The organism is Janthinobacterium sp. HH104, from assembly GCF_001758715.1.
GTDB lineage: Bacteria > Pseudomonadota > Gammaproteobacteria > Burkholderiales > Burkholderiaceae_D > Janthinobacterium > Janthinobacterium aestuarii.
Genome location: NZ_LRIB01000013.1, coordinates 346700 through 373330, shown reverse-complemented (window position 1 = coordinate 373330; position 26631 = coordinate 346700). Strand labels below are relative to the sequence as shown.

Here is a 26631-nt window from a genome sequence, read left to right as displayed (position 1 = left end):
CTTTGCGCATCTCGTGCGTCAAGGCAGCTGAGATCAATCAAAAAAGGCTGTCACCATGTCCGCTCGTATCCTTACCGTTTCCTCGCCGCGCGCGCTGCGCACGCGGCTCCATCCCCTGGCCCTGGCCGCCCTGCTGCTCGCTGGCGCCGGCATGCACGTCCAGGCAGCCGCCCAGGCGCAGGCCAGCCTTGCCACCGCCAGCTACGCCATCCCCGCCGGTCCGCTGGCCGCCGCCCTGAACCGCTATGCGCAGCAGGCGGGCGTATCCATCGTCATCGACGCAGCCAAGGTACAGGGACTGCAGACGGCCGGCCTGCAGGGCAGCTACGCCATCGACGACGGCTTTGCCGTGCTGCTGCGCGGCAGCGGCTACGCCATCGGCAAGACGGCGACCGGCTATGTGCTGGTGGCCGCGCCGGCATCCGCGCCCACGGCAGCGGCAAGCGCCGCCTCGGCGGCCGAGCGCACCATGCCGTCGATTACCATCGTCGGCCAGGCCGAGCAAGGCGCCACCACGGAAGGCAGCGGCTCCTACACGGCGCGCAAGATCACCCTCGGCAAGGGCGAGCAGTCGATGAAGGACATGCCGCAATCGGTCAGCGTGCTGACGCGCCAGCGCCTGGACGACCAGGGCATCACGGACTTGCGCGAAGCCGTCAACAACGTCACCGGCGTGGTCGGCGTGCATGGCGTGGGCGCGGGCGTGGTGATCACCTCGCGCGGCTTCCAGATCGACCAGTGGCAGTACGATGGCGTGCCGATCGACCGCAACACCTATGCGCTGGGTAACTGGGGCCAGGAAAACATGGTCATCTACGATCGCCTGGAAGTGCTGCGCGGCGCATCGAGCCTGCTCGAAGGCACGGGCAGCCCGGGCGGCTCCGTCAACCTGGTGCGCAAGCGCCCGCTGGCGACGCGCCAGGTCGCACTCACGAGCCGCGCCGGTTCGTGGGACCATTACGGCGCGCAGCTCGACGTCAGCACGCCGCTGAATGCGCAAGGCACTTTGCGTGGGCGCGCCATCATCGATGAAGACGACAGCCACTCCTTCATCGACCAGGTCTGGAGCAAGAACCGCACCGTGTATGCGGCGCTCGACTACGACCTCGGTCCCGCCACCACCGTGGGCCTGGCCGTGAGCAACGTCAATGGGCGCGGCCGTCCGATGTTCATCGGCCTGGCGCGCTACGCCGACGGCAGCGAACTGGGATTGCCCCGCTCGACCTATACGGGCGCCGACTGGAACCGCAGCAAGGTGGAACAAACCACCGTCAACCTGGACCTCGAGCACCACTTCAACAGCCGGTGGACCTTCAAGACGGCCGCGCTGGGCGTCAATGAACGCACCAATTCGACCCACCAGCGCATGGCCGGCACCATCAAGGCCGATGGCAGCGGTTCCATGTACGGCGACTTCTCCACCGATTTCAAGAACCAGAAGCGCGGCATCGACGCCTTCGTGCGCGGCAAATTCGATGGCCTGGGCATCGCGCAGGAAGTCGTCATGGGCGCCAGCTATGTGAAGTTCCACTCCGACGACCGCTATGCGCGCGCCTGGACGCAAGGCGCGCAGATCTTCAATATCAACCACCACCGTCCATGGCAGGACTTCGACACCATCGCCGCGCGCGGCGTGAGCTCCAGCAGCACCTACGACATGCGCCAGAAAGGCCTGTACGGCACCTGGAACGGCCAGCTGACCAGCAACCTGAAAGCGCTGCTGGGCGGGCGTTTCAGCTGGTATGACTTCGAGTATGCGCCCAAGGGCGGCACGGCGGACAGCACCAGGGTCACGGCCAAGTTCACGCCATCGGCGGCCCTGATGTATGCGCTGACGCCGCAATGGTCCACCTACGCCAGCTATGCGGGCGTGTTCCAGCCGCAGACGAACCGCAACGCGGCGGGCCAGGTCCTGAAACCGGTCACGGGCGACAGCTATGAAGCCGGTGTCAAGGGCGAGCTGCTGGACGGCAAAGTCAACACCTCGCTGGCCGTCTTCCGCTACGAGCACAAGGACCGCGCCGTCAACGACTACGCCGCCGGTTTCGCCTGCGACGGCTGGTACTGCTCGCGCGCCTCGGGCAAGGTGCGCAGCCAGGGCCTGGAAGCGGAAGTGTCCGGCGAAGTGGCGCGCGGCCTGCAGCTGTCGGCCGGCTATGCCTACACGACAACGACCTACCTCGACGACCCGGACAACAAGGGCGAGGTCTTCTCGACGTGGACGCCGAAGCACATGCTGCGTCTGTGGTCCGGCTATACCCTGCCCGGCGAGTGGAGCAAGTTCAGCGTCGGCGCCGGCGTGAACATGCAAAGCCACACGCTGGACTTCGGCCGCTCGTTCGACGTGGCCGGCTTCTCGCTGTGGAACGCGCGCCTGGCCTGGCAAGCCACGCCGCAGCTGTCGCTGGCCGTCAACGTCAACAACCTGTTCGACAAGCGCTACGTGATCCCGTCGTACAACGACACGGGCGGCAATAACCACTTCGGCGACCCGCGCAACGTGCAGCTGACCCTGAAGTACACGCCGAAGTGGTAGGCTGACGCGCTGCGCTGACGGCACAGGCGGGCCGGCATTCAGCCGTGCCCGCCTTTTTTTCCGCTTTTTTTCGTTCAGTGCTAGGCTGGCGTACGAGAAATATTCACCACGAAAAAACCATGCCCTTACTGCTCCCCCTGTCCAGCATTGCGCTGGCCCTTGCCCTGCACGCCAGCCCCTCCCTGGCCACCGAAGGCCATTACCAGACCAAGACGCCATATGCGCCGCAGCAGGACCCGGCCACCTATGCCGCGCCACCGGCCGGCTTCCAGCCCATCTACACGCAACTGGTGGCGCGCCACGGATCGCGCGGATTGACCGGCATGAAGAGCGATGCGGCCCTGTATGCGATGTGGCAGCAGGCCGCCGCGCAGGATGCGCTCACGCCGTTGGGGCGCGAACTGGGTCCCGACATCCTGGCCCTGATGAAGGCCAACGCGCTGCTTGGTTATGGCGTGGCCGGCATCGAGAAACCCGGCTACGGCAATCTGTCGCAGACGGGCATCGAGGAACACCGGCAACTGGCCGTGCGCATGCTGGCGCGCCTGCCCTCCCTGTTTGCGCAAGTGGGGCAGGATGCGGCGACGGCGCCGCGCCAGCTCGTCACCATCGATTCCGGCGTGGACCGCGCGCGCGACAGCGCCCGTTTTTTCACGCAGTCGCTGCTCGAGCACGCGCCCGCGCTGGCGCCCTTGCTCTACCTGCCGCCCGCGCCGGCGCCGTATCCGCAGGGACGCAAGGCGGTACCGCAAGCGGATGGCGTCAACCGTTTCCTGCTGTACGCGCACAAGCTGGCGCCGCGGACGGATCTTGTCGCCGATCGCGCCAGCCCGTATTACGCCACCTATGCCGCCAGCCAGGCCTACCAGTACTACGAAAGAACCAAACAGCTGCATGCGCTGATGGATGCCCCCGCCAGGCTGCCTGCGGCGGCCGCGCATGCGCGCCACGTGCTCGAGCGGCTGTTTGCGCCCGCCTTCCTCGACCAGCTCGAGCGCGGCGCCGCCAGCTATGCGGACACGGGCAGCTACACCTTCACCAGCGCGGACGGCCAGCTCACGCGCACCATGACGGGCAGCGGCAAGACCGCCATCCGCAGCCTGAATGCGGCCGCGACAAAACTATATGAACTGTATGCGATCGCCGCCGGCATGCGCCATGAAGTGCCGGCCGATTTCAGCCGCTACATGCCCGCCGAGGATGCGCGCTACTATGCCGATATCGCCGACCACGAGGATTTTTACCAGAAAGGACCGGGCAGCACGGCCAGCGCAGGCGTGACCTGGCGCTTCGCGCTGGCCTTGCGCGACGATTTTTTCAAGGAAGTCGATGCGCTGGCCAGCGGCGATGTGCGCCACGCGGCCAAGCTGCGCTTCACGCACGCCGAGATGATCATCCCGCTCGCTTCGGCCTTGGGCTTGAAAGAGGCGCTGGCACCGCTGCCGGCACCGGCCAGCGACAGCCATGACGGCCCTCGATGGCGCGGCCAGAGTATCTCGCCGCTGGCGGCCAACATGCAGTGGGATGTGTACCGCAACGGTACAGGACAGCTGATCGTGCGCCTGCTGTACAACGAAAAGGAAACCGATTTCCAGGCCGCTTGCGACGGCGCGCGCATCGCGCCCGGCAGCGTCTTCTACGACTATGCGGGACTGAAAGCCTGCTACGGCCACGTGGCAACGCCGTAGGCACAAAAAAAGCCGCCAGCTTATGCAACTGGCGGCTTTCGACCATCGTGTAGCAAGCAGTTACTGCCAGGCTTCCTTGCCCTCGCGCGGCTTGCCCACCATCAGCAGCGCGCCCAGGGTCAGCACGGCCGCCAGCGACAGGTAGTAGCCCACGTATTGCAAACCGTAGTTGGTGGCCAGCCAGGTGGCGATGTACGGCGCCAGCGAGGCACCGAGGATGCCGGCCAGGTTGAACGTCAGCGAAGCGCCCGTATAGCGCACTTCGGGCGGGAAGAGCTCGGACAACATCGTACCCAGCGGTCCGTAGGTCATGCCCATCAGGCCCAGGCCGACGGCCATGAAGACGGTCACTTCCCAGGTCACGCCCGAACCGAACATCGGCGCGAGCACCAGGCCGAAGATGGCGATGGCGACGGAGACCCAGATCAGGGTGGCACGGCGGCCACGGCGGTCGGCCAGCACGGCCGAGAATGGAATCGTCAGGGCGAAGAACAGCACGGCAAACAGCTGCACGATGAGGAATTCCTTGCGCGTAAAGCCCAGCTTGGTCGTGCCCCAGCTCAGTGCGAACACCGTCATCAGGTAGAACAGCACGAAGGTGGCCAGGGCGATGATGGTGCCCAGGAACAGCATGCGGCCATGCTGGCGGAACACGGTGGCGACTGGCAGTTTGACGACTTCGTTCTTGTCGATGACTTTCTGGAAGTCCGGCGTTTCCGTGATCTTCAGACGCACGTACAGGCCGACGATGACCAGCAGCGCGCTGGCCAGGAACGGGATGCGCCAGCCGTAGCTGAAGAACTGTTCATCGGTCATGGTTTCGCTCAGCAGCAGGAAGATACCGCCCGACAGGAAGAAGCCGATCGGCGCACCCAGCTGCGGGAACATGCCGTACCAGGCGCGTTTGCCCGGTGGCGCGTTTTCCGTGGCCAGCAGCACCGCGCCGCCCCACTCGCCGCCCAGGCCCAGGCCCTGGCCGAAACGGCACAGCGCCAGCAGCAGCGGCGCCAGGGTGCCGATGGCGGCATACGTCGGCAGCAAGCCGATGATGACGGTCGAGATACCCATGGTCAGCAAGGCCGCCACGAGAGTGGCCTTGCGGCCGATGCGGTCGCCGAAGTGGCCGAACACGGCCGAACCGATGGGGCGGGCGAAGAAGGCGATGGCGAACGTGGCCAGCGACTGCAGCACGGCGGCCGACGGGTCGCCGGCGGGGAAGAACAGTTTCGGGAACACCAGCACGGCGGCGGTGGCGTAGATATAAAAGTCGAAGAACTCGATGGTGGTGCCGATCAGGCTGGCGAACAGCACCGTGCCGGGGGAATTTTTCTTGGGGGGGGTGCTCATTTACTGCGCTCCTTGGGGAGGGTGTCTAAAGGCCATTCTCTGGATGTTTTTTCAGGCAGCAGCACAGCACGTTGTCTAGGCGCGCGGTTCACATATCATAGCTGTGCTCGGGCGTAATTGCTGCGAATTTGCTATTAAATTCGCAAACAAATTCCACACCGCAACACGCCGTTGTTAACGGCAGACAACGGTGTACCAACGCGCGCTATCGCGCCGCGATCAGTGCTGATTTAGAGAAACAACGGTCGTGCGCCATCCGGTTACCCGGGGCACGGCAGGAAAGGCGTCAGGGGGTGGGCGACGTGTATCAGGCCCGGCGTATCGCCAGGCATTCCGTACCAGACCCGCGCGTCGGCATCGCGGCATCGGTCATTTGTGGTGAGTCCTTGCCTGCGGCCCCTCCGGGTGGAGCGGGCCGGCGATCATCGCGCTGCATCACTCAGGATGCGGTTGATCTTGCTGTAAGCGGCTTATGATACGCGCAGTGGTGCGGTGCGGCAAGAAGTTGTGGACAACTGCCGGGGTCAGACCCGGCGGGTCTGACCCCAAGTTATGCCTCAATCAGTGCAAACGCCTTGCCGATCTCTGTGCTGTCGAGCGGGCGCACGAGGCGCGCCACTTCCTGGCCATCCTTCAAAAAAACCAGGGTCGGCCACAGCTTCACCCGGAACGCGCGTCCCAGCGCGCGGCCGGGGCCGTCTTCCACGCGGATATGCGGCACCCCGGGGTGCTGCGCAAACGCGGCGGCCAGCGGCGCCTGGGTGGCGCGGCAGTGACCGCACCAGCCCGTGCCGAATTCCAGCAGGGCCGGCCCGGTCAAGGCGTCGATCTCGGCGCGCGTCGGTTGTGTTACGGAATACGTGTCGTTCATCATGTCAGTCTCCTTGAGAACTTAGACCACTTTCACGCGCAAGGTGCCCAGGCCATCGATGGCGCCCACCAGCTCGTCGCCGCGCTGCACGGCCGCCACGCCGGCCGGCGTACCCGTGTAGATCAGATCGCCCGGCTGCAAAGTGAAATAGGTCGACAGGTCGGCGATGGTTTCAGCCACGTTCCAGATCAGCATGTCGATGGTGCTTGCCTGGCGCAGCTCGCCGTTCACGTGCAGGGTGATGGCGGCATGGTTGACGTCGCCCGCCTGCGCGGCCGGGGTGATGGGGCCGATGGGCGCCGAGTGCTCGAAAGCCTTGCCCGTGTCCCATGGACGGCCCAGTTTTTTCGCCGCGCCCTGCACGTCGCGGCGCGTCATATCCAGGCCGATCGCATAGCCCCACACGTGGCTCAGCGCATCGGCCACGCCGATGTCGCTGCCGCCCTTGCCGATGGCCACCACCAGTTCCATCTCGTGCTGGAAATCCTGCGTCTGCGCCGGATACGGCAGTTCGCCCGTCGTGCCGGCAGGCACGGGCAGCACGGCATCGTTTGGTTTCATGAAGAAAAACGGCGCCTCGCGGCCCGTGTGGCCCATTTCCTTGGCGTGGTCGACGTAGTTGCGGCCCACGCAATAGATGCGGTGGACGGGAAAGCTGTCGGCGCTGCCCGTGACGGGAACGCTGGGCTGGATCGGTGCGGGAATGACATACGACATGAAAACTCCTGATCGGCACGATAAAAAAGCGGTGATGAAAAAGGGACACCGCAGTGTCCCCCATTTTACGGCAAGCTTACTTCAGCAGGCCCGAGCGGCTCGGGTCCGGCATGCGGATGGCGACGATGAAGGAAATCAGGCACATGACGGTCACGTACCAATAGAAATACTCTTCCACGTGCCAGGCCTTGAACTGCAGCGCCACGTACTCGGCCGAACCGCCGAACATGGCGTTGGCGACCGCATACGACAGGCCAACACCCAGCGCGCGCACTTCGACGGGGAACATTTCCGCCTTGATCAAGCCGCTGATCGACGTGTAGAAGCTGATGATGGCCAAGGCGATGACGATCAGGCCAAACGCCGCGTACGGGCTGGTGATGTCTTTCAGGGCATGCATGATCGGCAGCACGCACAGGGTGGCCAGGCCGCCGAAGAACAGCATCGAGGTACGGCGGCCGATGCGGTCGGACAGGGCGCCGAATACCGGTTGCAGAATCATGTAGACGAGCAGAGCGCACGTCATGACGGCGCTGGCCGTCTTGGTATCCATGCCGGCCGTGTTGACCAGGTATTTCTGCATGTAGGTGGTAAACGTGTAGAACACGAGCGAGCCGCCGGCCGTAAAGCCCAGCACCGTGATGAAGGCGCGCTTGTGCTTGAGCAAGCCGCGCAAGCTGCCCGCATCCTTGTCCTTGCGCTCGCTGGCGGTGGTCGTTTCCGTCAGGGATTTACGCAGGTTCAGCGACACCAGAGCCGCCAGGGCGCCAAAGACGAACGGAATGCGCCAGCCCCAGGCACGCAGCTCTTCCAGGGTCAGCAGTTGCTGCAGGACCACCAGCACCAGCAAGGCCAGCAGCTGGCCGCCGATCAGGGTCACGTACTGGAACGAGGCGAAGAAGCCGCGCTTGCCCGATTCCGACACTTCGCTCATGTAGGTGGCGCTGGTACCGTATTCGCCGCCCACGGACAAGCCCTGGAACAATCGTGCCACAAGCAGCAGGAACGGCGCGAAGGCGCCGATGGTTTCATAGGTCGGCAGGACGGCGATCATCAGGGAACCGCCGCACATCATCAGCACGGAAATCATCATCGACTGGCGGCGGCCGTATTTGTCGGCGATGCGGCCGAACAGCCAGCCGCCCACGGGGCGCATGAGGAAGCCGGCGGCAAAGATGCCGGCCGTCTGCAGCAGCTGCGTCGTCGGGTTACCGGAAGGGAAGAAGGCGTGCGAGAAGTACAGCGCGCAGAATGAGTAAATGTAGAAGTCGAACCATTCGACCAGGTTACCGGAGGAAGCGCCAATGATGGCCTTGATGCGCTGCTGGGAAGTCAGCTGCGCAACGTCATGCGGAGTATCGTGGGATGTCATATCAGTCTTCTTGTTCGTGTGAAAAAGCCAGCGCCAGCCCGGTTGCCCGGGCTGGTTTTGCATCATACGCCCTTGATCGGGGTCAAAAAGCCGCCCGGCATACGGGTTAATACGTATCGCCGGCAACTATTTTTCGCCTGCGGGCGTGTGGAATCAGACCCGTTCCAGCACCAATGCAATACCCTGCCCCACGCCGATGCACATGGTGCAGAGCGCATAGCGGCCGCCCGTGCGGTGCAGCTGATTGACGGCCGTCATGGCCAGGCGCGCGCCCGAGGCGCCCAGCGGGTGGCCGAGGGCGATGGCGCCGCCGTTCGGATTGACGCGCGCATCGTCGTCGGGTAAACCCAGCTGGCGCAGCACGGCCAGGCCCTGGGCGGCAAACGCTTCGTTCAGTTCGATGACGTCGAAGTCGGCCAGGGTCAAACCCGTCATGGCCAGCACTTTCAGGGTGGCGGGCGCGGGGCCGATGCCCATGATGCGCGGCGCCACGCCGGCCGTCGCCATGGCCACGACACGGGCCCGCGGTGTCAGGCCAAAACGGGCCGCGTTCGCCTCGTCGGCCAGCAGCAGCGCCGCCGCGCCATCGTTGACGCCCGAGGCGTTGCCGGCGGTAATCGTGCCGTCCGCGCGCACGACAGGCTTCAATTTGGCCAGGGTGTCCAGCGTGGTGGCGCGCGGGTGCTCGTCGCGGGCAACGACGATGGGATCGCCCTTCTTTTGCGCGATGCTGACGGGACAGATTTCACTGTCGAACACGCCCGCCTGCTGCGCCGCCAGGGCCTTGACCTGGCTGGCCAACGCGAACGCATCCTGGTCCGCGCGGCTGATACCGAATTCGGACGCCACGTTTTCCGCCGTTTCCGGCATCGAATCGACACCGTACTGCGCCTTCATCAACGGATTGATGAAGCGCCAGCCGATGGTCGTGTCTTCCATTTTCATGCCGCGCGAAAAAGCGCTGTCGGCCTTGCCCATGACGAATGGTGCGCGGCTCATGCTTTCCACGCCGCCGGCGATCAGCAAACCCGTTTCGCCGCTCTTGATGAAGCGCGCGGCGCTGCCGATGGCGTCCAGGCCCGAGCCGCACAGGCGGTTCAGGGTGGCGCCCGGCACACTGTCGGGCAAGCCGGCCAGCAGGGCGGCCATGCGCGCCACGTTGCGGTTGTCCTCGCCCGCCTGGTTGGCGCAGCCGTACAGCACGTCGGTAACGGCAGTCCAGTCCACGTCGGGATTGCGCGCCATCAAGGCACGGATGGGCACGGCGCCCAGGTCGTCGGCGCGCACGCCGGACAGGCCGCCGCCGTAGCGGCCAAACGGCGTGCGCTGGGCGTCGCAGATATAAGCGTGGGTCATGTTCTTTCCTCCAAGAAAGTGGTTTGCGTATTGATACTGAATTAACGTCCGTCCGTCAGCGGCACGGCCGTCAACGCTTGCAGCTGTTCAAAACTCAGGCCATCGACCAGTTCGACCACCACGGCCCCGTTGGGCGACAAATCGAGCACGGCCAGGTCGCTATAGATGCGGCTGACGCAGCCGATACCCGTGAGCGGATAGGTGCAGGCCTGCACCAGCTTGCTTTCACCGGTCTTGGTTAGCAATTCCATCATGACCCAGGTTTTTTTCGCGCCGATGGCCAGGTCCATGGCCCCGCCCACGGCGGGGATGGCGTCCGGCGCGCCCGTGTGCCAGTTGGCCAGGTCGCCCGTGGCGGACACTTGAAACGCGCCCAGCACGCAGATGTCGAGGTGGCCGCCACGCATCATGGCGAAGCTGTCGGCATGGTGAAAATAGCTGCCACCGGGCAGCAGGGTGACGGGCTGCTTGCCCGCGTTGATCAGGTCGTAGTCTTCCTCGCCGGGCGCCGGTGCGGGGCCCATGCCGATCACGCCGTTTTCGCTGTGCAGGATGATGTCCGCACCAGCCGGCAAGTGGTTCGCCACCAGGGTCGGCAAGCCGATACCGAGGTTGACGACACTGCCTTCATGGATGTCGGCCGCCACACGGGCCGCCATCTGGTCTCGATTCCATTTGTTCATTTGATACTCCTCAGGCAGCTTTGAAGCCGGCGGGGCCGGTGGCAGTGCGCGGCACTTGCACGATGCGCTGCACGAACAGGCCCGGCGTGACGACGTGCTCGGGGTCGATGCTGCCCAGTTCAGCAACTTCATGCACGGAAGCAATGCTGACCTTGGCGGCCATGGCCATGATCGGGCCGAAGTTGCGCGCCGTCTTGCGGTAAGTCAGGTTGCCCCAGCGGTCGCCCTGCTCCGCCTTGATCAGCGCGAAATCGGCGTGGATCGGCGACTCGAACACATACATGCGGCCGTCGATCTCGCGCGTTTCCTTGCCCTTGGCCAAGTCCGTGCCATAGCCCGTGGGCGTGAAAAAGCCGCCGATGCCGGCGCCGGCGGCGCGGATGCGCTCGGCCAGGTTCCCCTGCGGCACCAGCTCCAGCTCCAGCTTGCCCGCGCGGTACAGGGCGTCGAAGACGTGGGAATCGGCCTGGCGGGGGAACGAGCAGATGATCTTGCGCACTTGCCCGTTTTTCAGCAGGGCGGCCAGGCCCGTGTCGCCATTGCCCGCATTGTTGTTGACGATGACGAGGTCGCGCGCGCCTTGGGCGATCAAGCCGTCGATCAGCTCGGCCGGCTGGCCCGCGCCGCCAAAGCCGCCAATCATGACGGTGGCGCCATCGTGGATATCGGCCAGCGCATCAAGCACGCTGGAACGCAGTTTGTCGATCATTGCGGTCTCCTCCCAATCAAACCCATCGGCCATTTGTTCGTATAACGAACAAATATTCGTATTTAGAACTTATTCGTGAGAATATGCCTGATCGGGGCACTTGTCAATTTGCCGTTTTCGCCAGCGCCATGGCTATAATTGCCACCTTGACCAATTGGAATTGCCATGACCGCACGCAGCAGCACCTCCGTTCCCGCCGAAGAAACCGTCGATGCCGACGGCGCGCCGCGTCCCGGCGACAGCTATGTGCAATCGTTCGCGCGAGGTCTGGCCGTGCTGCGCAGCTTTGGCGCGGACGCGCCGCAGCAGACCCTGAGCGAAGTGGCGGAACGGGCGCAGCTGACGCGCGCCGGCGCGCGGCGCATCCTGCACACCTTGCTGCATCTCGGTTACGTGGAAGCGGATGGGCGGCTGTTCCGTTTGACGCCCAAGGTGCTCGACCTCGGTTACGCCTATCTGTCATCCTTGCCCGTGTGGACGCAGGCGCAGCCGCTGCTGGAAGAATTGATGCAGACCTTGCGCCAGTCGTGCTCGGCTACCGTGCTCGACGGCGACGACATCGTCTATGTCGTGCGCCTGTCCGCGCACCGCACCATGTCGATCAACCTGGGCATCGGCAGCCGCCTGCCCGCCTACTGCACCTCGATGGGCAGAGTGTTGCTATCGGGCCTCACGCCCGACGTGCTGCGCGAACGGCTGTCGAAGATGGCGCTGCTGAAAATCACGCCGGCGACCAAGGTCGATATCGACGTCTTGATGGAAGAGATTGCGCAAGTGCAGCGCCAGGGCTGGTGCCTGGTGCAGGAAGAGCTGGAACAGGGCTTGATCGCCTTGGCCGCGCCCGTGTTCGACCGGGCCGGCAAGGTGGTGGCGGCGATCAACGTGAGCGGCCAGACGGCGGGGCCGTCCGTGGCGCATCTGCTGGAACACAGCTTGCCGAAACTGCTCGATACGGCAAGCCGGGTCAGCGCCCTGGTGCGGGTGCAGCAGTAGGCTTATTTCTTGAACCTTATTTCTTGAACTTGGCGCAAGGGTCCGGGCGCGGCTGCGCCGGCATTGTTTGCGTCAGGTCGAACGTGCCCTTGTAGCCGGTGGTCCCCTGCTCCAGGTAGCCGATGCTGCGCACGTTCAGTTGCGGGTCGGCCAGCTTCAGCCAGCGGGGCACGCCGATATCCTTGCGCACATGCTCATTGCCGGCGATCAGCACCACGTCGCGCGGCGCCTGGTCGCGGATCAGCTTGGCCATCCAGATATCGCGCGCCACCTGGGCGTTGACGACGCCACCCACCATCATGTCGGGCAGCATATTGCAGCGGGCCGCCTGGACTTCCTTCTTTTGCCCTTCCAGAATATCGGCCGGCACGGGCGCGGCCAGGTACGTGGCCACCATGGCGGGCGGCATCGACCACTGGATGCCGTCGCGCACGATGCGCGAGGCATCGGCCGGCGACAAATTGCCGGCGACCAGGGTCAGCTGGTAGCTGATGACGAGGTCCAGCACGGGACGGTACACGCTCCAGTCCCAGCGCGGCTGTTCCATCACGCGGATGATGCAATCGGGGTCGGCGCATTCGCGCGCGGCGCGCGTCAGCAAGTCCTGATTTTCGCGGTCGAACTGCTCCATGACGATCACGGGACGCCAGCCGGCCGCCAGGCGGCGGCGCAATTCCTCGACCCGCAGGCGCTGGCCTTGCGCATTGTCAGGGACTTCACCAAGCAGCAGCACTTGCGGATTGGGCAAGGCGTCAGCCACAGGCATGGGAGCGGGCGGCGCTTCCTTCTTCAGCAGGCTGCCGCAGGCGGCCAGCGCCAGCATGCTGCACAGCAGGGCGGCGCGCGCGCCGGCACGGAAAATCACGGTGGTCATGTAAGCGGTATCCAAAGTGGCGATGCGCCAGATTGTACCGTCTCAGGCCGGCGCGGGCAGCTTGCGGCGCTCCAGCACTTCAAACACGGCCATGCCTACCAGCATGGCGCCGGCAAACAGCCACGCCTTCGGCGGGCCCGCCAGCAGCGACACGAGGGCGGGACCGGGGCAGAAACCGGCGATGCCCCAGCCCGCGCCAAAGGCCAGGCTGCCCAGCAGCAAGCGCCGGTCGATGCGCCGCGATGCCGGCAATTGCATGGCTTCGCCCAGCAGCGACCTGGTGCGCCGCCGCGCCAGCCAGAAGGCCGGCAAGGCCACGCCGATGGCGCCGCCCATCACCAGCGCCAGCGACGGATCCCAGGCGCCGGCCAGGTCGAGGAAAGCGAGCACCTTGGCCGGATTGGACATGCCGGAGACGATCAGGCCCAGGCCAAAGACGAGGCCGCTTAACAGGGAAAGAATCAGTTTATTCATAGGTGGCGCAACAGATAGACGGTGAGGAAACCGGCCGCCATGAAGACACACGTGGCCGCCAGCGAACGCGGTGACAGGCGCGACAGGCCGCACACGCCGTGGCCGCTGGTGCAGCCGGCGCCATAGCGCACACCGACGCCCACCAGCAGGCCCGCCACGATCAGGGCCGGCGTGCCCGCGTCGATCTGTACGGGCGGCAAGGCTTGCCACAGCTGGTACAGCAAGGGCGTGCCGATCAGGCCGGCAAGAAAGGCGATACGCCAGCCCAGGTCGCCGCTGCGCGGGCGCAGCAAGCCGCCGACAATGCCGCTGATGCCGGCGATGCGGCCATTGAACAGGATCAATAGCGCAGCCGCCAGGCCGATCAGCATGCCGCCGGCCAGCGAGGCCCACGGCGTGAAGTGCTGCCAGTCTATCGTCATGGCAGGGTTCAGTCCGCTTCGTCGTTGAACGGGGCGCGCGGCGCGCAAAATTGCGCGTACAGCACTTGCAGCACGGCCAGCACGGGCGCGCTGGCGACGCGGTAATAAATCTGCTTGCCGTCGCGCCGCGTGGCCACCAGCATCTCTTCGCGCAGCACGCCCAGTTGCTGCGACAGGGTCGGCTGGCCGATACCCACTTTTTGCTCGAGGTCGCTGACGCAATGTTCACCCTGCGACAGCTGGCACAGCAGCATCAAACGGTCGGCATTGCCCATGGCCTTGAGCAGCGAGCTGGCCTTGTAGGCCGAGCCACGCATGGCGTCGAGGTTGTATTCGGCGTGTTGTGTTGCGACTGTCTCCATCTTGCCCTCCCACAGGCGGTCATGTTGAATAGCGTGCGATAAACAATATACTAATCAATATATTGTTTTCGTGCTGGCGATTCGCACAAAAAAACAACAGTGTTTTTTCGCCGATAGCGTGCTTATGCAAAGTGTGCGGCAGCGATCACGTTTACGCTATCAAAATGACAAATATTCGTAATAAAGAGGAAATAAGCGTATCAAAATTGTCACGATCTATGCTGTAATGGGAGAACAGCAGAAAAACCATGATACGCCCCCGTACAGGCGAATTGTCCGTCCATGCGCTAGCCGGTTTCGGCTGCGCCGCGCGGTGAACAACAGGGAGAGCACGATGAGAATCTATCAGTCGCTATGCATGGCCTTGCTGGCGCTGTCGGCCAGCACATGGAGCATGGCGGCAGTCAGCGACACGACAGCTGGCAAGCTGCACGAAGCTGGCGAACGCGTGACGATCGATGAAAGCATCAGCTTGAATAATAATCCCGGCTGGGAAACGCCGGACTTGCCGTATGCACGCCTGCTGGCCAGCAGCAGCGCGACGGCGGCACCGCACTGGAGCACCAGTGGCGCGCGCCATGTTGCCCTGGCGCCACCGAGGCCCATGACGGCCGCACCCGCACAGCAAGCCAACGTGCCAGCCCCCGTGCCTGAAGCGAGCATGTACTCGATGTTGCTGGTGGGATTGGGCCTGGTGGCCTTGAGCCTGCACGGCGAAAAACAGGAAAAATTCGATAACTGACGGCGCCTGCACTGGCAAGGCGCTGCTGAAGAACATTCCGCCTGGTGCGGAATGTTTTGTTATGGCGCCATCATTTGTCGAGCAGGCGGCAGACCCGTTCGATATTTCCCACGGGAATACCCGACTTCAGGGCGCGCGCGATGCAGCCCGCCTTGTCCGGGCCCGAGGCGGAAATGAGCACGAAGGCCGTCACCACCACGCTGATGGCGACGAGGACAATCAGGACACCCTTGACGATATCCCAGTTCATTGCGTCTCAACAATGTCATACGTAAAATCATAATAATGCTTGCCGTCGTCGATGCGGATGGCCAGGCTGCCCCTGAGTCCTTGCAACTGCTCCGTCCCCGTGTCGGGCACCACCGTCACCGACAAGGCGGGCGCGCCGCGCGTCATCGTGCCGCTGTGCTGCAAATAAAAACTGCCGCGGCGTCCGTCCAGAGTACCCTCCACCCGTTCCAATGCCACATAGCCTGCCGAGCCGCTCACGCTGGCGCGCGCGCTCAGCATCTCGCCCTGCGCGCTGGCCTCGAGCGCGCCGTGGTAGCGCTTGTCGAGCGACAAGCGCCCCAGCCCCGATTGCGCGGCCGTGTCCGACAAGGTTTCCGGGGTGATGGTGACGTCGAAGGTACCGGTAATGGAAGGCATCAGTGCTCCTTGGAAAATGAAGAGGTGGCTGCCGCATCGGGTCCGCTCAGCAGCGCATGCAGTTTTTGCATGGTGGCCCAGTTGCGCGACGTGACGCCGTCGCCCAGCAGCACGCCCAGCGCCGCCACCACCTTGCTGGCCAGCACGCCATCGGGACACCACGCATATGCGGCCCAGCGCCCCAACGCCAGCGCTTCGGGCTGCCACGACTGCTGCAAAAGGGGCGCCAGGCGCTTGACGTCGTCCGGATTGTTCAGCACCAGGGTCAGCAAGCGGGCCGCATCGGCCGCCGGCGCCAGGGTGTTTTGTTCGACCAGCTCGGCAAACTGGCTGGCCGACAGCACCGTCACCCTGGCCGCCACGCCCAGTTTCAGCACCAGTGCTTCCTCGATGCGGGAAGCGGCCTCGGCCAGCGCTACCTTGCCGCCGTCATACACGACGTTGCCACTGTTGAGTACCGTGCGCACTTGCGCAAACCCCAGGTCGCCCAGCAGCTTGCGCAGGTCGGCCATGGCCACGCGCTTGGCGCGGCCCACATTAATCCCGCGCAACAGCGCCACTTGCTGACTGTTTTCTATCTGTGCCATGCTGTCTCCTTGCCTATGCCTGGCTGTTGGTGCTTTCCGGCAACGGCGTCACCGTGGGCAGGCGCAGCAGGAACGTCGCACCCTGCCCCAAGGTGCTGCTGACCGTGATGGTGCCGCCAAATTGCTTGGCAATCAAGTTGAACACGATATTCAAACCCAGTCCCGTGCCGCCCTGCCCGCGCCGCGTGGTGACAAACGGATCGAACACGCGGTCGAGCATGTCGGGCGCGATGCCACGGCCGTTGTCGCGCACCTGCATGGCGATCGCGTCGCCATCGCGGCGCACGCCGATATGGATGTTGCCGGCCATGTCCGCATCAAACGCATGCTCGACGCAGTTCAACACCAGGTTGGTCAGCACCTGCGCCAATGCGCCCGGATAGCTGTCGAGCATGATGTCGGGCGGGCAGTCGATATCGATGCTGATGCGCGTCTTTTTCAGGGTCGGCTGCAGGCTCGAGATCACCTCGCCGATATAGTCGCGCAATTCGAACAAACGGCGCGCCTCGCTGACCTGGTCGACGGCGATCTGCTTGAAGCTGTGGATCAGATGGGCGGCGCGGTAGGCATTGTTCATGATCAGCCGCGCGCTTTCGCCGGCCGTTTCCAGGTAGCGCACGATGTCGGTCTTCTTCACGCTGCCGCCGGCCACGGCCGCGCTGATGTCATCGGTGGCTTCCTTCAGCACCGAGGCGCTGGTCAGGGCGATGCCGACCGGGGTGTTGATTTCATGCGCCACGCCGGCCACCAGGCTGCCCAGCGAAGCCAGGCGTTCCGATTGCAGCAACGATTCCTGCGCGCGGCGCAGCTCGTCCATGGCCTGCGCCGTTGCCTGCTGCGAACGGCGCGCCATGTCTTCCGCCTCGCGGCTGCCTTCGATGATGGACTTGAGCTTGCGCTGCACGGCATTGAAGCCGCGGATCACGTCGCCCAGTTCGTCGCGCCGATTTTCCGGCAGCTCTTCGACCTCGTCGCTGCCGCGCGTGGCCAGGTCGAACAAGCCGTCGCGCAACTGTTTCAGCGGTTCGAAGACGATACGCAGGCTCAGCGCCAGGGCGCCCACGAGGATGATGTCAAGCAGCAACACTTCCAGCACCTTGCGCCGCACTTCGGCATGCAGGGCCGCATCGATCTGCGCGCGGCTGAAATTGACGATGACCTTGCCGACGATCACCGGCTTGCCGCCCGTGGCCGCCGCCACGGCATCGCGGAACACCAGCGGCGCCTCGACGGGCGTGCCGCCCATGGCCATGTCGGCGCTCAAAGGTACCAGGGTGCCGCCCGCGTCGCGCACCTCGCCCGCGAACAGGCCGACCGAAGCGTCGTAGACGCGGATGCCAACCAGTTCCGGCGGCAGCATTTCAGCCGCGACGATGCTGTCGACCTTGGATTTATCGAGGTCCCACAGGGCGGAGGGCAAGCTCGTCTGCAAGCGCGTGAGCACGCCGCTGCGCAGGCGCGCGCTGCCCGATTCGAGTTCTTGGCTCAGTGTATATTGGGTATAGCTGCCGGAAATGCCCAGCACCAAGGTGACGATCACGACAAAAAGCAGGGTCAGCCGGACTTGGATACTCGCCATCAATCAACACTCCCCGGGCCAGGCCTGCCGCCGGCCCGCGGCGCGGGCGCAGATACGTCGGCAATACAAGGGCCTGAATCAAATGTACGGTATGACATGCTTATTGGCAAGATTTACAGTATTTCCACTTTCGATAGGGACTTTGATGCAGGTTGAGACATTGCGGCATGGCAATGGTAATATCCCGCAATCATCTAAGGAGTCGTCATGGCGGTCACGCATCAACATCTACCCCTGGAACAAGTTCGTCCCGGCATGATCTTGTCGGATGTCTTGCTCGATGCGCATGGACAAGTGCTGTTGCCGCAAGGCGCCGTATTGACGGAAAACATGCTGGCCCTGATGCCCCGCCACAACATCGACATGCTGCCGATCCTGGCGCCGCCCCCTACTCCGGAAGCCATCGCCGCGCAGCAGGCGGCCGACAGCGAACGGCTGGCCTACCTGTTCCGCAAGCATGATCCCGACGATCCCCTGGACGCGGCCACCACCTTGCTGCGCAGCTATGTCACGGCGTACCGCCTGGGCACGGGAGAGGCCGCATGAGCACGCAGCTGACGCTCGACGATATCGTCGCCCACCTCGATGACCTGCCTTCGCTGCCCGCCGTCGTCATGGAACTGCTCAACAGCATCGACCAGGAAGACGTCGATATTTCCGTGCTGGCCAAAAAAGTGTCGTACGACCAGGCATTGACGGCAAAAACCCTGCGCCTGGCCAACTCGTCCCACTATGGCTTGCAAGTGAAGGCCACCACCATCCAGCAGGCGATCACCTACCTGGGCTTCCAGACGACGCGCAGCCTGATCACGTCGGCCGCCATCACCGGTTGCTTCCCGGAAGGACGCTGCCCCGGTTTCGACGACAAGGCCTTCTGGCGTCATTCGGTGGCGACGGCCGCCTGCGCCAAGGTGCTGGCGCGGCAGATCCGTTTCAACCAGGATTACGCGTTCACGGCCGGCTTGCTGCACAACATCGGCCGCCTGGTGCTGGTCAGCAGCTTTCCCGCGCACTACGCGCAAGCCATCGCGCACCAGGCCGCGCACGATTGCAGCCTGCTCGAAGCGGAGCAGGCCGTGCTGGGCGTGGACCACGTGCAGGCGGGCGTGGCCCTGGCCGAACACTGGAATTTTTCCGACACCATGCGCCTGGCGCTGGGCAACTACCTGCAGCCGGAAACGCCGGGGGCAGGCTTTCTCGCGTCGCTGATCCACGTGGCCAATGCGGTTGTTTGCGCGCTCGACCTGGCGCAGGCGGGCGACGATATGGTGCCGCGCGTCTCGCCGGTGGCCTGGGATGCGCTGGGCCTGGGCGAAGACGCGTATCTGCAGCTGTTCCGCGAAACGGAGCTGCGCTACGACGAAATCACCTCGGCACTGCTGAGCTAAGCAATATCCTCACAATGCCGCAAACGCAAACGGCCCTCGCTGGGAAGCGAAAGCCGTTAGGGGTATGACGGTACGTCCATGCTGCCCGGTCCACGCCAGCCTGTTGCCGCCAGTAGCTACGCAAGCGGCACAGTCAGCGTACAACCGCCACATCAGTGCGCGTAATTCGATTCTTGCGCATCGCCGCGGTCTTCCGCTTTTGGACGGCCCTGGGCGTCGGACAGACGGTACTTGGTGCGGCGGTCGCCCATCAAGTCGCGCAGGTCGCGGATGCTCATGCCCGTTACTTCGTGCATGCGGATCAGCAGCGAGGCGCCAACCGGCAAGCGGTGGTGGCGGATCTTGCTGATGACCGGTGGCGCCACTTCAAGCAGACGCGACAGGGCTGCATCGTTCTTCAGCTGCATCTTGCTCAGCAGAATATCCAGCAGGTGGTTCGGGTTGTAACTCTCTTGCGATGCTAATGCATGATGTGCCATGATTTTTCCTCGTCTGGTGAATGTAGAAAATAATGCCGATACGAACTTAAGGCTGGCTTAGAGTGTTTAAATAAACGTCTTGCCCACTGATTCAGCCTTCCCCCGCCCTTCCTCCTTATCGCACTGCCCGCACAGGACTCGCACAGCCACGCCCAGCCAACGTACGCAACTTGCCGCGTGAGTAAACAGCACTGCAACCCACCAAAATGAATTGCATATAAGACAATATACTAGCCCAAACACGCGGCATCTGCGCCTCGCGCAAACTTCCTGATTGTTAAATATCAATCAAGCTGCTGGTTGGCTTGGCAACGATGCTATTTCAACACATTAGGATGCCAGCGGGCGCACACAAGGCTTTGCAGCAACTTGTTACAAATCAATGGTGACGTACGGCAATAAATGCTTTTGAGCATCACGAAACATGGCGGCATATACAAGCGGCAACCTTGTCGGCAAGGTCAGCACGACATGGCCCGTGCCCGCGATTTACGCTAAACTATGGCCTGAACTTGCAGCGAGCCTGCCACCGGGCAGCCAGAGGCGCCCGGCCGGTCATCCACCGCCTCCCGCCCCGAGCGGCGCACGGCGCAAGCCGCCTGCCCAGCTTATTTTCCGCCACACTTATTTGCAGCCACATTTACCGATAAGCGCCTGACTCCATGCAGAAAAAAGTATTCATTAAAACCTTCGGCTGCCAGATGAACGAGTACGACTCGGACAAGATGGCCGACGTGCTGGGCGCCTCCGATGGCCTGGTGCGCACCGACACGCCGGAAGACGCCGATGTGATCCTGCTCAATACCTGCTCCGTGCGCGAAAAGGCGCAGGAAAAAGTGTTTTCCGACCTGGGTCGCTTGCGCGAGCTGAAACTGGCCAAGCCGCACCTGTTGATCGGCGTGGGCGGCTGCGTGGCGTCGCAGGAAGGCGACGCCATCGTCAAGCGCGCGCCGTATGTCGACATGGTCTTCGGCCCGCAAACCCTGCACCGCCTGCCGCAGATGATCGAACTGCGCCGCTCCAGCGGCGATGCGCAAGTGGACATCAGCTTCCCGGAAATCGAAAAGTTCGACCACATGCCGCCGGCCAAGGTGGAAGGGGCTTCGGCCTTCGTCTCCATCATGGAAGGCTGCAGCAAATACTGCAGCTACTGCGTCGTGCCCTACACGCGCGGCGAGGAAGTGTCGCGCCGCTTCGAGGACGTACTGACGGAAGTGGCGGGCCTGGCCGCCCAGGGCGTCAAGGAAATCACCCTGCTGGGGCAAAACGTGAACGCCTATCGGGGCGCGATGGAAGGCGGCGAGATCGCCGACTTCGCCCTGCTGCTCGAATACGTGGCCGATATCCCCGGCATAGCACGCATGCGCTTCGTCACCAGCCACCCGAAGGAATTCACGCAGCGCCTGATCGACGCCTACGCAAAAATCCCGCAGCTGGTCGACCATTTATATCTGCCGGCGCAGCACGGCTCCGACAAGATCCTCGGCGCCATGAAGCGCGGCTACACGGGCCTCGAATACAAGTCCATCATCCGCCGCATCCGCGCCGTGCGCCCGAACATGGCCATTTCGTCCGACTTCATCGTCGGTTTCCCCGGCGAGACCCAGGCCGACTTCGACGCCATGATGAAGCTGATCGCGGATGTCGGCTTCGACAACAGCTACAGCTTCATCTTCAGCAAGCGCCCCGGCACGCCGGCCGCCAGCCTGGAAGACGACACGCCGCATGAAGTGAAACTGGCCCGTTTGCAGCAGCTGCAGGCGGCCATCGACGCCAACACCCGCAAGTACAGCCTGGCCATGGTGGGCACGGTGCAAACCATCCTCGTCGATGGCCGTTCCAAAAAGGACACCGATGACAGTGAACTGCAAGGCCGCACCGAGAACAACCGCGTCGTCAATTTCGACGCCGGCCCGGACGGTTTGCACCTGGTCGGCCAACTGGTCGACGTGCGCATCACCGAAAGCCATTCCTACACCCTGCGCGGCGAATTGGTCGCCAGCGCACCCGCATTGAAAAGAGCCAGTTGAAAACCAAAGCCCCGATACAGCCGCATTACTTCATCCCCGAGCCGCTCGATAACACGCGCCTGGCGCACCTGTGCGGACCGCTCGATGAAAACCTGCGCCAGATTTCCGCCGCCCTCGACGTGACGATCTTCCGCCGCGGCGAGAAATTCATCGTCGGCGGCAGCAATGCCGAACGCGCCGTGGAAATCCTCGAACAGTTCTACGCCATCGCCAACAAGGTCGTGCCGCTGGAAGAAGTGCAGCTGGCCCTGGTGGAACAGCGCGCGGGCCTGTCCGCCGCCTCGGAACACCATGCCAACGCGCCCGCCAGCACCTTCGTCGAACCGGACATCGCCAGCCCCGTGCTGAAAACGCGGCGCTCCGACCTTCGCGGGCGCACGCCGCACCAGATCGCCTACCTGCGCGACATCCTCGAACACGACATCAGCTTCGGCGTCGGTCCTGCCGGCACGGGTAAAACCTATCTGGCCGTCGCCTGCGCCGTCGACGCGCTCGAACGCGACGCCGTCAAGCGCATCATTTTGACGCGCCCCGCCGTCGAAGCGGGCGAGCGCCTGGGCTTCTTGCCGGGCGACCTGGCGCAAAAGGTCGACCCGTATCTGCGTCCCCTGTACGACGCGCTGTACGATTTGCTGGGCTTCGACCGCACGCAGAAGCTATTTGAAAAACAGGTGATCGAGATCGCCCCGCTGGCCTATATGCGCGGACGCACCCTGAATCATGCCTTCGTCATCCTCGATGAAGCGCAGAACACCACCGTCGAACAGATGAAGATGTTCTTGACGCGCATCGGCTTTGGCAGCAAGGCCGTGGTGACGGGCGACGTAACGCAAGTCGACCTGCACAAGAGCCAGACGAGCGGCTTGATCGACGCAGTGCACGTGTTGAAAGACGTGCGCGGCATCGGCTTCACGCAATTTAACAGCACCGACGTGGTGCGCCATCCGCTCGTCGCACGCATCGTCGATGCCTATGAAACGGCGCAGGCGGCCAATGCCGACGCCGCCCACCTGCCCTCCTTATTGAAACCAGCTGCCGCCAAAAATGTCCGAAAAAAATAAACTGTCCTTGTCCGTGCAATACCCGGACACCCGCCTGGAAACCCTGATCACGCGCCCGAAAGTACGCCGCTGGGTCAAGGCGGCCCTGTTTGCGCCGGCCGAATTCACGATCCGCTTCGTCGACGCGGAAGAAGGCCGCACCCTGAACCGCGACTACCGCGAAAAGGACTACGCCACCAACGTGCTGACGTTCGCCTACAACGAAGGCGAAGAACTGGGCGACGACGAGCCGACGCGCGCCGACATCATCCTGTGCACGGACGTGCTGGAAAAGGAAGCGGCGGAACAAAAGAAAAGCGTGGAAGAGCACACGGCCCATTTGATCGTCCACGGCGTGCTGCATGCGCAAGGCTACGACCACATGGATGACGAGGAAGCCACCGAGATGGAGGGGCTGGAAACGGAAATCCTCGCAAAACTCGGCATCAGCGATCCCTACGCGGACCAAAAATAAGCCGAGTAGGTCGGGGTAGGTCGGGTTAGCCCACAGGGCGTAACCCGACAACACCCAACAACGTAACCGGAGCACCGCGACGTCTGACCTGCGTGCCACAATAGCACCATCAACCACACACGCAACAAGGACACACTATGGGCACTTGGGCCACCGACGCCTTCGGCAACGACTACGCCATGGATTGGGCGCAGGACTTGCACGAATATAAAACCCTGGAACTGGTCGAGACGACGCTCGACAACGTCATCGACAGCCAGGAAGCGGAACTCGAGGCGCCGTTCGCCGCCGAAGCGCTGGCCGCGCTGGACGTGATCGCGCGCCTGCTGGGCAAGCCGGGAGAAAACGACCCGGCCACCGCGGAAGTAGACGAATGGGTGGCCGCCTGCAAGAAGAAAGTCACGCCGCCGCTGCTGGAAAAAGCGCGCCTGGCCTTCGAGCGCATCACGGCCGAAGCGTCGGAACTGCGCCAGCTGTGGCAAGACAGCGAGCATTTCGCCGACTGGCAGGCCGACGTGGCGGCCTTGCGCGCGCGCGTGCTGGGCCCGGAAGCGGCGTAAAACATCGCGCAACGGCGCACTTCAACGTATTAAATTTACATCAAAAGCGGGGAAATCCGGTATTGCCCCACTTTTGGTGTATCCTATATCCCTTCGCAACAACGGCTCACGCCTCCTATGCCCGAGCACCCTAGTGGCGTCAGAACTGACGTCAAGCCCCACCGGTCACTGTTTGAACGCCTGACCGCACTCATTTCCCCCGAGCCAGAGAACCGTGCAGAATTGCTCGAAGTTCTACACGATGCGCATGAACGCAAGCTGATCGACGCCGACGCCCTGTCGATGATCGAAGGCGTGTTCCAGGTATCGGATCTCTGCGCGCGCGACATCATGATTCCCCGTTCGCAAATGGATGTCATCGACATCAGCAAGCCGATCGAGGAGTGGATGCCGGAAGTCCTGTCGACCGCCCACTCGCGCTTCCCCGCGATCGAAGGCGAGCGCGACAAGGTCATCGGCATCCTGCTGGCGAAAGACTTGCTGCGTTATTACGCAGAAGAAACTTTCGACGTGCGCGACATGCTGCGCCCCGCCATCTTCATCCCCGAATCGAAACGCCTGAATGTGCTGCTGCGCGATTTCCGCGCCAACCACAATCACATGGCCATCGTCGTCGATGAATACAGCGGCGTCGCCGGCCTGATCACCATCGAAGACGTGCTGGAACAGATTGTCGGCGACATCGAGGATGAATACGACTTCGACGAAGCCGAAGACAATATCCTCTCGCTCAAGGAAGGCCAGTTCGGCCCCCGCTGGCGTGTCAAGGCGCTGACCGAGATAGAACAGTTCAACGAAGAAGTGGGCAGCCATCTGGTCGACGACGACGTCGACACCATCGGCGGCCTCGTGTCGAAGTACCTGGGCCGCATGGCGCACAAGGGCGATATTTTCGACCTCGGCAATCTGCGTTTCGAGGTACTGCGCGCCGATGCGCGCCAGGTGCACGTGCTGCTCGTCGAGCGCCTGCCCAACGTGCCGGAACTGGAACTCTGACATGCGCGTGCTGTAAATGCGTTTCAGACGCGTCGATCCCAACGCCCCCGCCAAACCGCCGCGCAGCACGTGGGCGCGCATGCTGACGGCCGCCATCGCCGGCGCCGTCGCGGTGCTGGCGTTCGCCCCTTTCGGCTACTGGCCCCTGCAAATCCTCAGCCTGGGCGTGCTGTTCTACCAGGTGCTGCGCGCATCGAACGTCAAGGCCGGCGCGCTGATCGGCTGGGCCTACGGCTTCGGCTGGTGCGCGGCCGGCACGCACTGGCTGTATATTTCCATGCACCGCTATGGCGACATGGCAGCGCCGATCGCCGCCATCGCCGTGGCCCTGCTGGCCCTCCTGATGGCCATTTACGTGGCCATGGCCATGGGCGCGGCCGCCTGGCTGCGCCAGCGCTGGGTGCTGTCCCTGCCCGCCATGACCTTGCTAGTGCTGCCCGCCACGTGGACCCTGTTCGAATGGACGCGCGGCTGGCTGTTTACGGGTTTCCCGTGGCTGGCCACCGGCTACGCCCACAATACCAGCCCGCTGGGCGGCTTTGCCCCCATCCTCGGCGCGTATGGCCTGGGCTGGCTGGTGGCGCTGTCGGCCGGCGCCCTGCTCTTGCTGACGCACCGCACGCGCTGGTTTGCGCTGGGCGGCGTCATCGCGCTGTACGCGGCCGGCATCGGCTTGCAGTACGTGGCGTGGACCCACCCTGTCGGACGCCCGATCACCGTGCGCCTGCTGCAAGGGAACGTGCCGCAGCAGCAGAAATTCGATCCCGGCTTCGTGCTGGGCGCCCTGCAGATGTACCAGAGCGCCATCACCAGCGCGCCGGCCGACCTGATCGCCACGCCGGAAACGGCCGTCACCGTGCTGCCGCACCAGCTGCCGCCAGGTTATCTGGATAGCCTGGGCACCTATGCACAGCAGACGGGCAGCACGATCCTGGTCGGCATGCCCGTGCTCGACGAACAGCAGCGCTTCTACAATGCGGCCGTGGGGATCACGCCCAACGGCGCGCCGGGACCGTACTACCAGTACCGCAAGCACCATCTGGTGCCGTTCGGCGAATTCGTGCCGCCCGGCCTGCACTGGTTTGTCGCCATGATGGCTATCCCGCTGGGCGACATGGGCCGCGGCGCGGAAGTACAAGCGCCTTTGCTCGTGCGCGACCAGCTGGTGCTGCCGAATATCTGCTACGAAGACTTGTTTGGCGAAGAAATCGCCGGCCAGCTGGCCAGCGCTCACCGCCATGGCAAGCAGTCGGCGTCCGTGCTGCTCAATATCTCGAACCTGGCCTGGTTTGGCGACTCGATCGCCATCCCGCAGCATCTGCAGATTTCGCAGATGCGCAGCCTGGAAACGGGCCGCCCCATGCTGCGCTCGACGAACACGGGCGCCACCGCCGTCATCGACGGCAAGGGCGTCGTGCAAAGCCTGCTGCCGCCGGAGCAGCAAGCCACGCTGGCGGCCAAGGTGCAAGGCATGGGCGGCATGACGCCATACATTCTGTACGGCAATAAACTGGTGCTGGCCCTGGCCGCGCTGGCCCTGCTGACGGCCTTCCTGCTGTCGCGCGCCGCCCGCCGCGGCCGCGCCGCGCAGCAATAAGCGGCCGATATTGCCCGAAGAGTCACAGTGGGTCCGTAAAAACCGCTAAAATTAGCAAAACCCCGGCCCGGACGCGCTGCCAAGCATGCGTCCGGGCTTCAAGCAA

Annotated in this window: 28 protein-coding genes; 12 read left to right on the top strand and 16 right to left on the bottom strand. The window is 63.8% G+C overall.

Annotation, left to right across the window (positions count from 1 at the left end; genetic code table 11):
- Positions 1 to 55 precede the first annotated feature (55 nt).
- Together JAB6_RS02555 and JAB6_RS02550 are read left to right on the top strand one after the other, a co-directional pair.
- On the top strand, positions 56 to 2536 hold the full coding sequence (locus JAB6_RS02555; protein ID WP_070301242.1) for a TonB-dependent receptor: 2481 nt from the start codon (positions 56 to 58) through the stop codon (positions 2534 to 2536).
- Between the two features lie 119 nt (positions 2537 to 2655).
- Complete coding sequence (locus JAB6_RS02550) at positions 2656 to 4224, top strand: histidine-type phosphatase (protein ID WP_254671417.1); 1569 nt, start codon at positions 2656 to 2658, stop codon at positions 4222 to 4224.
- A gap of 60 nt (positions 4225 to 4284) precedes the next feature.
- Here JAB6_RS02550 and JAB6_RS02545 read toward each other — a convergent pair whose 3' ends face one another.
- The 7 genes from JAB6_RS02545 to JAB6_RS02515 form a co-directional block, all read right to left on the bottom strand.
- Positions 4285 to 5571: an MFS transporter gene (locus JAB6_RS02545; protein ID WP_070301241.1), complete on the bottom strand. Its 1287-nt coding sequence runs from the start codon at positions 5569 to 5571 to the stop codon at positions 4285 to 4287.
- A 550-nt stretch (positions 5572 to 6121) separates the two neighbouring features.
- Positions 6122 to 6445 (bottom strand): thioredoxin family protein, encoded by a 324-nt coding sequence (locus JAB6_RS02540; protein ID WP_139143254.1) that lies wholly within the window; start codon positions 6443 to 6445, stop codon positions 6122 to 6124.
- An 18-nt stretch (positions 6446 to 6463) separates the two neighbouring features.
- Positions 6464 to 7159 carry a fumarylacetoacetate hydrolase family protein gene (locus JAB6_RS02535; protein ID WP_070301240.1) on the bottom strand — a complete coding sequence of 232 codons (696 nt, stop codon included), beginning with the start codon at positions 7157 to 7159 and terminating at the stop codon, positions 6464 to 6466.
- 76 nt (positions 7160 to 7235) lie between these two features.
- A complete protein-coding gene (locus JAB6_RS02530; protein ID WP_070301475.1) occupies positions 7236 to 8531 on the bottom strand; it encodes an MFS family transporter in 1296 nt (431 codons plus the stop codon).
- 153 nt (positions 8532 to 8684) lie between these two features.
- Positions 8685 to 9887 (bottom strand): 3-oxoadipyl-CoA thiolase, encoded by a 1203-nt coding sequence (gene pcaF / locus JAB6_RS02525; RefSeq protein ID WP_070301239.1) that lies wholly within the window; start codon positions 9885 to 9887, stop codon positions 8685 to 8687.
- 41 nt (positions 9888 to 9928) lie between these two features.
- A complete protein-coding gene (locus tag JAB6_RS02520) occupies positions 9929 to 10570 on the bottom strand; it encodes a 3-oxoacid CoA-transferase subunit B (protein ID WP_070301238.1) in 642 nt (213 codons plus the stop codon).
- A 10-nt stretch (positions 10571 to 10580) separates the two neighbouring features.
- Positions 10581 to 11279 (bottom strand): 3-oxoacid CoA-transferase subunit A, encoded by a 699-nt coding sequence (locus JAB6_RS02515; protein ID WP_070301237.1) that lies wholly within the window; start codon positions 11277 to 11279, stop codon positions 10581 to 10583.
- 165 nt (positions 11280 to 11444) lie between these two features.
- Here JAB6_RS02515 and JAB6_RS02510 point away from each other — a divergent pair, with 165 nt between their 5' ends.
- Entirely contained in the window at positions 11445 to 12272 is an 828-nt protein-coding gene (locus JAB6_RS02510) for an IclR family transcriptional regulator C-terminal domain-containing protein (protein WP_083292484.1), read from the top strand.
- Positions 12273 to 12288: 16 nt separating this feature from the next.
- On the opposite strand, the gene JAB6_RS02505 is transcribed toward JAB6_RS02510, so the two are convergent.
- The 4 genes from JAB6_RS02505 to JAB6_RS02490 are packed head-to-tail and all read right to left on the bottom strand — an operon-like array spanning position 12289 to position 14404.
- Complete coding sequence (locus tag JAB6_RS02505; protein ID WP_083292483.1) at positions 12289 to 13146, bottom strand: ChaN family lipoprotein; 858 nt, start codon at positions 13144 to 13146, stop codon at positions 12289 to 12291.
- A 42-nt stretch (positions 13147 to 13188) separates the two neighbouring features.
- A complete protein-coding gene (locus JAB6_RS02500) occupies positions 13189 to 13620 on the bottom strand; it encodes a DUF6691 family protein (RefSeq protein WP_070301236.1) in 432 nt (143 codons plus the stop codon).
- Positions 13617 to 14042 carry a YeeE/YedE family protein gene (locus JAB6_RS02495; RefSeq protein ID WP_070301235.1) on the bottom strand — a complete coding sequence of 142 codons (426 nt, stop codon included), beginning with the start codon at positions 14040 to 14042 and terminating at the stop codon, positions 13617 to 13619. Before JAB6_RS02495 ends, JAB6_RS02500 begins: the two co-directional genes overlap by 4 nt.
- An 8-nt stretch (positions 14043 to 14050) precedes the next feature.
- Positions 14051 to 14404 (bottom strand): helix-turn-helix transcriptional regulator, encoded by a 354-nt coding sequence (locus JAB6_RS02490; RefSeq protein ID WP_034746789.1) that lies wholly within the window; start codon positions 14402 to 14404, stop codon positions 14051 to 14053.
- Positions 14405 to 14738: 334 nt separating this feature from the next.
- Between JAB6_RS02490 and JAB6_RS02485 the strand changes: the two genes are divergently transcribed.
- The gene (locus JAB6_RS02485) at positions 14739 to 15146 is read left to right on the top strand and encodes a PEP-CTERM sorting domain-containing protein (protein ID WP_139143253.1); all 408 of its coding nucleotides are present in this window, start codon (positions 14739 to 14741) and stop codon (positions 15144 to 15146) included.
- 70 nt (positions 15147 to 15216) lie between these two features.
- Here the strand turns inward: JAB6_RS02485 and JAB6_RS02480 are convergent, their stop codons facing one another.
- Genes JAB6_RS02480 through JAB6_RS02465 form a run of 4 tightly spaced genes read right to left on the bottom strand, consistent with a single transcriptional unit; the run spans position 15217 to position 17960 of the window.
- Positions 15217 to 15396 carry a hypothetical protein gene (locus JAB6_RS02480; RefSeq protein WP_034746783.1) on the bottom strand — a complete coding sequence of 60 codons (180 nt, stop codon included), beginning with the start codon at positions 15394 to 15396 and terminating at the stop codon, positions 15217 to 15219.
- A complete protein-coding gene (locus tag JAB6_RS02475) occupies positions 15393 to 15794 on the bottom strand; it encodes a DUF3224 domain-containing protein (RefSeq protein ID WP_070301233.1) in 402 nt (133 codons plus the stop codon). Before JAB6_RS02475 ends, JAB6_RS02480 begins: the two co-directional genes overlap by 4 nt.
- Positions 15794 to 16381, bottom strand: coding sequence for a DUF1697 domain-containing protein (locus tag JAB6_RS02470; RefSeq protein WP_070301232.1), 588 nt, complete (start codon positions 16379 to 16381; stop codon positions 15794 to 15796). The genes JAB6_RS02475 and JAB6_RS02470 overlap by 1 nt, the downstream gene beginning before the upstream one ends.
- A gap of 13 nt (positions 16382 to 16394) precedes the next feature.
- Positions 16395 to 17960, bottom strand: coding sequence for a sensor histidine kinase (locus JAB6_RS02465; protein WP_070301231.1), 1566 nt, complete (start codon positions 17958 to 17960; stop codon positions 16395 to 16397).
- 207 nt (positions 17961 to 18167) lie between these two features.
- On the opposite strand from JAB6_RS02465, the gene JAB6_RS02460 reads away from it, so the two are divergent.
- Both JAB6_RS02460 and JAB6_RS02455 read left to right on the top strand, forming a co-directional pair.
- Positions 18168 to 18506 carry a hypothetical protein gene (locus tag JAB6_RS02460; RefSeq protein ID WP_070301230.1) on the top strand — a complete coding sequence of 113 codons (339 nt, stop codon included), beginning with the start codon at positions 18168 to 18170 and terminating at the stop codon, positions 18504 to 18506.
- On the top strand, positions 18503 to 19348 hold the full coding sequence (locus JAB6_RS02455; RefSeq protein ID WP_070301229.1) for an HDOD domain-containing protein: 846 nt from the start codon (positions 18503 to 18505) through the stop codon (positions 19346 to 19348). The genes JAB6_RS02460 and JAB6_RS02455 overlap by 4 nt, the downstream gene beginning before the upstream one ends.
- 152 nt (positions 19349 to 19500) lie before the next feature.
- Here JAB6_RS02455 and JAB6_RS02450 read toward each other — a convergent pair whose 3' ends face one another.
- On the bottom strand, positions 19501 to 19827 hold the full coding sequence (locus tag JAB6_RS02450) for a hypothetical protein (protein ID WP_034746769.1): 327 nt from the start codon (positions 19825 to 19827) through the stop codon (positions 19501 to 19503).
- 662 nt (positions 19828 to 20489) lie between these two features.
- On the opposite strand from JAB6_RS02450, the gene miaB reads away from it, so the two are divergent.
- The 6 genes from miaB to lnt all read left to right on the top strand — a co-directional run bounded on the left by miaB (position 20490) and on the right by lnt (position 26525).
- A complete protein-coding gene (gene miaB, locus JAB6_RS02445) occupies positions 20490 to 21857 on the top strand; it encodes a tRNA (N6-isopentenyl adenosine(37)-C2)-methylthiotransferase MiaB (protein ID WP_070301228.1) in 1368 nt (455 codons plus the stop codon).
- Entirely contained in the window at positions 21854 to 22918 is a 1065-nt protein-coding gene (locus tag JAB6_RS02440) for a PhoH family protein (RefSeq protein WP_034746759.1), read from the top strand. Before miaB ends, JAB6_RS02440 begins: the two co-directional genes overlap by 4 nt.
- Positions 22902 to 23372, top strand: a complete 471-nt coding sequence (ybeY, locus tag JAB6_RS02435; protein ID WP_070301227.1) for an rRNA maturation RNase YbeY — start codon at positions 22902 to 22904, stop codon at positions 23370 to 23372. Before JAB6_RS02440 ends, ybeY begins: the two co-directional genes overlap by 17 nt.
- A gap of 137 nt (positions 23373 to 23509) precedes the next feature.
- Positions 23510 to 23932 carry a DUF4259 domain-containing protein gene (locus tag JAB6_RS02430; RefSeq protein WP_070301226.1) on the top strand — a complete coding sequence of 141 codons (423 nt, stop codon included), beginning with the start codon at positions 23510 to 23512 and terminating at the stop codon, positions 23930 to 23932.
- Positions 23933 to 24049: 117 nt separating this feature from the next.
- Complete coding sequence (locus JAB6_RS02425) at positions 24050 to 24928, top strand: HlyC/CorC family transporter (RefSeq protein ID WP_034746750.1); 879 nt, start codon at positions 24050 to 24052, stop codon at positions 24926 to 24928.
- A gap of 16 nt (positions 24929 to 24944) precedes the next feature.
- Complete coding sequence (lnt, locus tag JAB6_RS02420) at positions 24945 to 26525, top strand: apolipoprotein N-acyltransferase (protein WP_070301225.1); 1581 nt, start codon at positions 24945 to 24947, stop codon at positions 26523 to 26525.
- Positions 26526 to 26631: the final 106 nt, after the last annotated feature.

Excerpts from the sequence above, each read along its gene's own strand:
- JAB6_RS02475 (WP_070301233.1), bottom strand. The coding sequence starts at position 15,794 with ATGCCTTCCATTACCGGTACCTTCGACGTCACCATCACCCCGGAAACC.
- JAB6_RS02505 (WP_083292483.1), bottom strand. The coding sequence starts at position 13,146 with ATGACCACCGTGATTTTCCGTGCCGGCGCGCGCGCCGCCCTGCTGTGC.
- JAB6_RS02450 (WP_034746769.1), bottom strand. The coding sequence starts at position 19,827 with ATGGCACATCATGCATTAGCATCGCAAGAGAGTTACAACCCGAACCAC.
- lnt (WP_070301225.1), top strand. The coding sequence starts at position 24,945 with ATGCGTTTCAGACGCGTCGATCCCAACGCCCCCGCCAAACCGCCGCGC.
- miaB (WP_070301228.1), top strand. The coding sequence starts at position 20,490 with ATGCAGAAAAAAGTATTCATTAAAACCTTCGGCTGCCAGATGAACGAG.
- JAB6_RS02485 (WP_139143253.1), top strand. The coding sequence starts at position 14,739 with ATGAGAATCTATCAGTCGCTATGCATGGCCTTGCTGGCGCTGTCGGCC.
- JAB6_RS02425 (WP_034746750.1), top strand. The coding sequence starts at position 24,050 with ATGCCCGAGCACCCTAGTGGCGTCAGAACTGACGTCAAGCCCCACCGG.
- JAB6_RS02510 (WP_083292484.1), top strand. The coding sequence starts at position 11,445 with ATGACCGCACGCAGCAGCACCTCCGTTCCCGCCGAAGAAACCGTCGAT.
- JAB6_RS02500 (WP_070301236.1), bottom strand. The coding sequence starts at position 13,620 with ATGAATAAACTGATTCTTTCCCTGTTAAGCGGCCTCGTCTTTGGCCTG.
- JAB6_RS02555 (WP_070301242.1), top strand. The coding sequence starts at position 56 with ATGTCCGCTCGTATCCTTACCGTTTCCTCGCCGCGCGCGCTGCGCACG.
- JAB6_RS02550 (WP_254671417.1), top strand. The coding sequence starts at position 2,656 with ATGCCCTTACTGCTCCCCCTGTCCAGCATTGCGCTGGCCCTTGCCCTG.
- JAB6_RS02515 (WP_070301237.1), bottom strand. The coding sequence starts at position 11,279 with ATGATCGACAAACTGCGTTCCAGCGTGCTTGATGCGCTGGCCGATATC.
- JAB6_RS02455 (WP_070301229.1), top strand. The coding sequence starts at position 18,503 with ATGAGCACGCAGCTGACGCTCGACGATATCGTCGCCCACCTCGATGAC.
- ybeY (WP_070301227.1), top strand. The coding sequence starts at position 22,902 with ATGTCCGAAAAAAATAAACTGTCCTTGTCCGTGCAATACCCGGACACC.
- JAB6_RS02470 (WP_070301232.1), bottom strand. The coding sequence starts at position 16,381 with ATGGCACAGATAGAAAACAGTCAGCAAGTGGCGCTGTTGCGCGGGATT.
- JAB6_RS02480 (WP_034746783.1), bottom strand. The coding sequence starts at position 15,396 with ATGAACTGGGATATCGTCAAGGGTGTCCTGATTGTCCTCGTCGCCATC.
- JAB6_RS02520 (WP_070301238.1), bottom strand. The coding sequence starts at position 10,570 with ATGAACAAATGGAATCGAGACCAGATGGCGGCCCGTGTGGCGGCCGAC.
- JAB6_RS02465 (WP_070301231.1), bottom strand. The coding sequence starts at position 17,960 with ATGGCGAGTATCCAAGTCCGGCTGACCCTGCTTTTTGTCGTGATCGTC.
- JAB6_RS02545 (WP_070301241.1), bottom strand. The coding sequence starts at position 5,571 with ATGAGCACCCCCCCCAAGAAAAATTCCCCCGGCACGGTGCTGTTCGCC.
- JAB6_RS02540 (WP_139143254.1), bottom strand. The coding sequence starts at position 6,445 with ATGATGAACGACACGTATTCCGTAACACAACCGACGCGCGCCGAGATC.
- pcaF (WP_070301239.1), bottom strand. The coding sequence starts at position 9,887 with ATGACCCACGCTTATATCTGCGACGCCCAGCGCACGCCGTTTGGCCGC.
- JAB6_RS02490 (WP_034746789.1), bottom strand. The coding sequence starts at position 14,404 with ATGGAGACAGTCGCAACACAACACGCCGAATACAACCTCGACGCCATG.
- JAB6_RS02460 (WP_070301230.1), top strand. The coding sequence starts at position 18,168 with ATGGCGGTCACGCATCAACATCTACCCCTGGAACAAGTTCGTCCCGGC.
- JAB6_RS02495 (WP_070301235.1), bottom strand. The coding sequence starts at position 14,042 with ATGACGATAGACTGGCAGCACTTCACGCCGTGGGCCTCGCTGGCCGGC.
- JAB6_RS02530 (WP_070301475.1), bottom strand. The coding sequence starts at position 8,531 with ATGACATCCCACGATACTCCGCATGACGTTGCGCAGCTGACTTCCCAG.
- JAB6_RS02430 (WP_070301226.1), top strand. The coding sequence starts at position 23,510 with ATGGGCACTTGGGCCACCGACGCCTTCGGCAACGACTACGCCATGGAT.
- JAB6_RS02535 (WP_070301240.1), bottom strand. The coding sequence starts at position 7,159 with ATGTCGTATGTCATTCCCGCACCGATCCAGCCCAGCGTTCCCGTCACG.